General features: G+C 54.2%; 7 protein-coding genes. All 7 read right to left on the bottom strand.

The window, feature by feature from the left end; all coding sequences use genetic code 11:
- Window positions 1-43: 43 nt before the first annotated feature.
- The gene (locus VBE63_RS25095; protein ID WP_323685738.1) at window positions 44-559 is read right to left on the bottom strand and encodes a hypothetical protein; all 516 of its coding nucleotides are present in this window, start codon (window positions 557-559) and stop codon (window positions 44-46) included.
- Complete coding sequence (locus tag VBE63_RS25090; protein ID WP_323685737.1) at window positions 556-1,827, bottom strand: AAA family ATPase; 1,272 nt, start codon at window positions 1,825-1,827, stop codon at window positions 556-558. Before VBE63_RS25090 ends, VBE63_RS25095 begins: the two co-directional genes overlap by 4 nt.
- Window positions 1,828-2,146: 319 nt before the next feature.
- The gene (locus tag VBE63_RS25085; RefSeq protein WP_323685736.1) at window positions 2,147-2,476 is read right to left on the bottom strand and encodes a hypothetical protein; all 330 of its coding nucleotides are present in this window, start codon (window positions 2,474-2,476) and stop codon (window positions 2,147-2,149) included.
- A 135-nt stretch (window positions 2,477-2,611) separates the two neighbouring features.
- Complete coding sequence (locus VBE63_RS25080) at window positions 2,612-2,764, bottom strand: hypothetical protein (RefSeq protein ID WP_323685735.1); 153 nt, start codon at window positions 2,762-2,764, stop codon at window positions 2,612-2,614.
- Between the two features lie 13 nt (window positions 2,765-2,777).
- Window positions 2,778-3,257, bottom strand: coding sequence for a DUF3368 domain-containing protein (locus tag VBE63_RS25075; RefSeq protein WP_323685734.1), 480 nt, complete (start codon window positions 3,255-3,257; stop codon window positions 2,778-2,780).
- Complete coding sequence (locus VBE63_RS25070) at window positions 3,254-3,514, bottom strand: UPF0175 family protein (protein ID WP_323685733.1); 261 nt, start codon at window positions 3,512-3,514, stop codon at window positions 3,254-3,256. Before VBE63_RS25070 ends, VBE63_RS25075 begins: the two co-directional genes overlap by 4 nt.
- A 340-nt stretch (window positions 3,515-3,854) precedes the next feature.
- Window positions 3,855-4,373 (bottom strand): ATP-binding protein, encoded by a 519-nt coding sequence (locus VBE63_RS25065; RefSeq protein WP_323685739.1) that lies wholly within the window; start codon window positions 4,371-4,373, stop codon window positions 3,855-3,857.
- Window positions 4,374-4,478 lie beyond the last annotated feature (105 nt).

Below are 4,478 nucleotides of genomic sequence, written 5' to 3'. Positions count from 1 at the left end.
GTGGATTCGGACCGCGACGGGCTGAGGAGGAAAAAGGCCCTTTTCAGGAGCGTTTCTGTCTTCTTCGAGGAATGGCAACGGGCGCGGCAGGCTGGTGCGCCTTCAGGCCCTGATCGCCCGTCAAGATTTCCACCACATAGCCGACGCTGGCGTAATGTTCGGCAACGTCCTTGATGGTGGCATCGCCAAGGGACAGTTTGCGGTCGGCAAGATCCGGCCAGGCATCGGCGAGCGTCTTCAAGCGGTCCGCAGACCATAGGACCGATTGATCGGAAAAGGCCGCCCAAGGTGATTCTTCATCGGCGCTCTTGCGCATCAGGTCCGCCAACTGTTCACCACGTGCCCTGCGACTATGACGGGCCTGCGCGATGTGATTGCCGGTTTCGATGATACTGGCCAACGGCAGAACAAAGGTCGTCCGACTGCTGCGCTCATGGGCAATCTTGGCCTCAACGCGAGACTTGTCCCACCGATCATCGTCCGGACCACAGATCTCCATGCCGGGCACATCCAGCCAGACGCAGAGAATGCTGGTATCGAGAATGAGCACCCGTTTCACTGGCCATGATCCTGCTTGAGGGCCGCTTCGATTCGACCCTTGCTCGACAAGGTGCCTAGGCTTCCGCCGGCGATCAGCTTGGGTAGTTGCTCGATCTCTTCCAGTGGCGTCAGACCGCTGAACCCGGTGGTATCGTCGCGGTGGGCGACGGTGATAAAGGGCACCATGGCGAGGCCTGCCGCATCTAGCAGCGCCGGATTATGGGTCGTGGCCAAGACATCGATCCCGCGCTCTTTGCCCAAGGTCTGCAGCATGCTCACCAGCAGATGGGCGCGGGAGGGATGCAGTCCATTATCGACCTCCTCGATCACCAGCAGGCTCCCCGGCTCGCGCGTTAGCAGGGCGGTCACAATCGCCACATAGCGCAGAGTGCCATCGGACATGCCACGGGCATCGACTTCATGCGTTGGCTGGCCGTCCCAGCCCTCTTCGCAGTAGAGCATGGCATCGGTGCCGAACTTGCCCACCAATTCGGTCCAGATGCGCTTGATGTCGCGCTCGGGCAGCGCCTTCAGATATTGGGTCAGAGCGGCCTCGACCACTAGCTTGCGCTCCGCATCCAGCCCCGCTAGGACACCCGCGATGTTGGAGCCATCGGTCGAGAGCTTGTCCGCTAATGGACTATAGTCGCGCATGTGGCTCGGGATGGGATCAAAGACAAAGATACCCTGCAACTGGCGCAAGACCTGCTGAGCGCCGCGCTGTACCTCGCGATTGGCGTTATGAATAGTTTCCGTTTGGGTCAGAATCAGTTGCGTTCGTGCCAGATCGGCGCGTTGACCCCAGCCCTTGGCACCCGTGCCTTGGGTATCTGTGCGGTAGTAGGTGGGAATCGCCGGACTACTTGCTTCTTCAATGCGGGTCTGCAAGAGACTCATTTCCTTCGCGGTCTGGCTGCCTGGTCCATATTGCAGCCAGATCAATTCCTCTTCCTGGACTTCGGCTTTGGTGGCATTGACTTGAATGCCAAGATGGTAGCGATATTCTTCGTTTTCCCGTTCACCGCTCACGACAAGTGTCAGGCTGAAGCGCTTTTCAGGCTTGCGGCAAACCCACTCGATCCCGCCACGCAAGGCCGGCAGATTAAGATCACCGGCAATCGCTGAAAACAGGCTAACACCGCGGCTGACCCGGCTGAGAAACAGCAGCGCATCCAGGGCATTGGATTTACCACTGGCATTACTGCCGATGAGGATCGTCAGCGGATCGATATAGAGGGTGGCATCGGCAAAGCTTTTCCAGTTGCGAAGACGCAGCTCTTTTAACATAACAATATCGCAGCACAGAATTAATTGACGACTTCAAGGGTCTTGACGTTTAACCACGATGAACCCGCATCGGCATACAGAATGAATCTAGAGATAAAACCTAAATAAACAAGAGCGCCAATATAAATTCATAACGCAAAACGCTTTGACGGGCTGCGACCCTCTACAACAAATTTTAGCTCGCCCTTCTCTTCAACAAAAATAATAGCTTTTCCAGCATATCTTCGGTAAAGCTGGAATTTTCTGCCTTTGTAAGTCACGCTTCCATCTTCGTCTACAACTACGCTGTCGCCCGGTAGCTGTGCAGAAGTAGGACTCGTTACCTTTGGTGTGCCATTGAACGATTCAACCTTTTCCGTACTCCTGTTTTCCAATCGAGCCTGTCTTGAATTTTTGATGAGTCAACGACTCTAACCTTCAACACTGGTGCCGATGGCTCTTCCATCCCTAATTTATCTCGGTAGATATTACTTATTAAATTCCTGGCCAGTGATTTCGCGCGAACCACTTCATGGAGGGAAGAGATCATTTCATCCTTCATTTCTACAGCAGTGTTATATCCACGAAGAATGAGTTGTTGTTTCTCATTTTCAATTTTTGGAAAAGGGATATTCTTCAATAATGTCTTGGGAAATGTAGCTGATTCCAAGGTTGGTTCTTTCGCGGAAAACTATTGACTGGATCGGCTTGCTGAGCAGCCACAAGACTACGAACTTCGGGTCATAGTCCTCTTTGCACTGGAATCTGAAGATACTTCCGTTGACGATTGCATCCGGCGGGTTCTCTAAAGCAACGCACATGTCAAATCTTCCGAATCGTTCTTTTTTAGCAGCTCACCCAGTGCGCCCTGCACAGTCTGCTCGAACTCACGCCATCCGCCTTTGAAGAAGCCAAGCAAGCGCGGCTTGAGCTGATTCAGCGGCTTGTATCTATTCATTGGCTTGCCATCTCTAATGGATTTCTCCAGACTGCAAGAGCACAGCACGGCAAACCGCGGGCGAATACCAGCGTCCTCGGGTAACCATCTCCTCCAAAATCGGCTTGATCTGCGTGATCAGCCCCTTTTCTTTCGCTCGCAACAACAAAGACAACGTGCGAACGACGGGTAATCCGAACTGTTGTGCCAACCGATAGCCCCGGTTTTCGTCGATAACAACATCATCAGCCTGGATTTCCCTTGCCAGGATGATGGTTTCAGCCTCCCCGGCATCGAGTTGGTTCAGCAAGAGCGGTCGATATAATTTTCCAGCAATGGAGCGAACCGTAATCCATGTTTGGTCGATTTCCGCATGACCATAGCCAGGCTTAGCCTTAATTTCCCGATACACTGCTTCGGCCAGGATGATACCTCCAAAAAGTTGTTCCAACAGATTGAGCCTTTGCACGCAGGCGAGAGAAATCAACGGCGTGGTATTGACCACCACCTTCATGGCAGCTTCGCCACGTCGTTGAAGATCGACGCCAATTCGTCTTCTCCATAATCGAAAATCGGCTCCTGTTCCAACTGCATTCGGGCGATGAAACCGAGTTTGTCGTAACCCGCGAGTTCCGCTGCCTTACCCAAGGACAGCTTGTCTTTTCGGTACCAGGCCAGCGCCGCGAAAAATCGCAGGTCGCGCGTAAAATCGTTGGCGTTTTCGTTGATTGCCAGAGGGATGTCATCATTGATGAAAAATGAGACGTTCATATTAAGCGACTCCACCTTGGGTTCGCGTGACGATCGTGAGCGAGTCGATATAAAGGGTTACGTCGGCAAAGCTTTTGCAGTCGCGCAGACGCAGTGTTTTTAACATGCTTATTCCACCTTCCAGGGCTTGTTGGCGGCCTCTGCGTCCCGGTGTTGGGCCAGTTCGTCATCAATCGCGCCGAGAAGTTGCTGCTGAAACTCAGAGGACCCGTTGGGATAGAACCCGAGCAACTTGGCTTCAAGGCTTGGAGTAACGCCTCCACGCTAATCTCCCCGGTGCTGATGAGCAGCGTGATCAGGATATCCACCCAAGTGTCCGTTAATCCCAGATCCGTGGTTTTCAGCCGTTTGCGGGTTTCCGCGATGCTGGTGGCAGGCGGGTTGGCCTTGCGGATCTTGTCCCTAAACCGCTCCTTCGACTTTTTGAAGGCTTCCACGCTGCTGGCGGCCAGTGTGACCGAGACCTCCCCAGGCACACCGGTGTTGAGCAGACCAAGCGGCGCAAGGTGCTTTTCAAGATCGGCCTTAGCAGTTTGGTATCGAGGAACTGTTTGCGCAGCGTCGGTTCGGCCAGTTCCAGGTGATCGAGGATGGTCAGTCCCTCTGGTAATAGCTGTTCGGCCACAAGGTCGTGTACCGCCTTCCGAAGTCTGTTCCCGTAGCGTTTAAGGTGTTTAAGGTCCTCCGTAATGATTGTAGCATTGAATTCAAACACTTCGGAAAACATGGGGTCTTTGGCCAACAACAAGGGCCGCTCGAGCCGCCGCGCGACCTCTGCGGCGAAGGCGCTCTTGCCGGTGCCAGGTGGCCCGTAGAGACAGAGCCGGCCCTGAGGGTTCTGGGCGAGCCCCCTCAACACCGGCTCGATTGGTCGATCAGGATTGTCAGGGTATCCGGAGAGCCGCTGCCAGAAGCGAAGCTTGATCAATAACCGCAAGGACCAGTAAGCCACGAGTGGATCGAG

This window comes from Lamprobacter sp. (assembly GCF_034860625.1).
GTDB lineage: Bacteria > Pseudomonadota > Gammaproteobacteria > Chromatiales > Chromatiaceae > Lamprobacter.
This window is presented reverse-complemented; position numbering and strand designations above follow the sequence as displayed.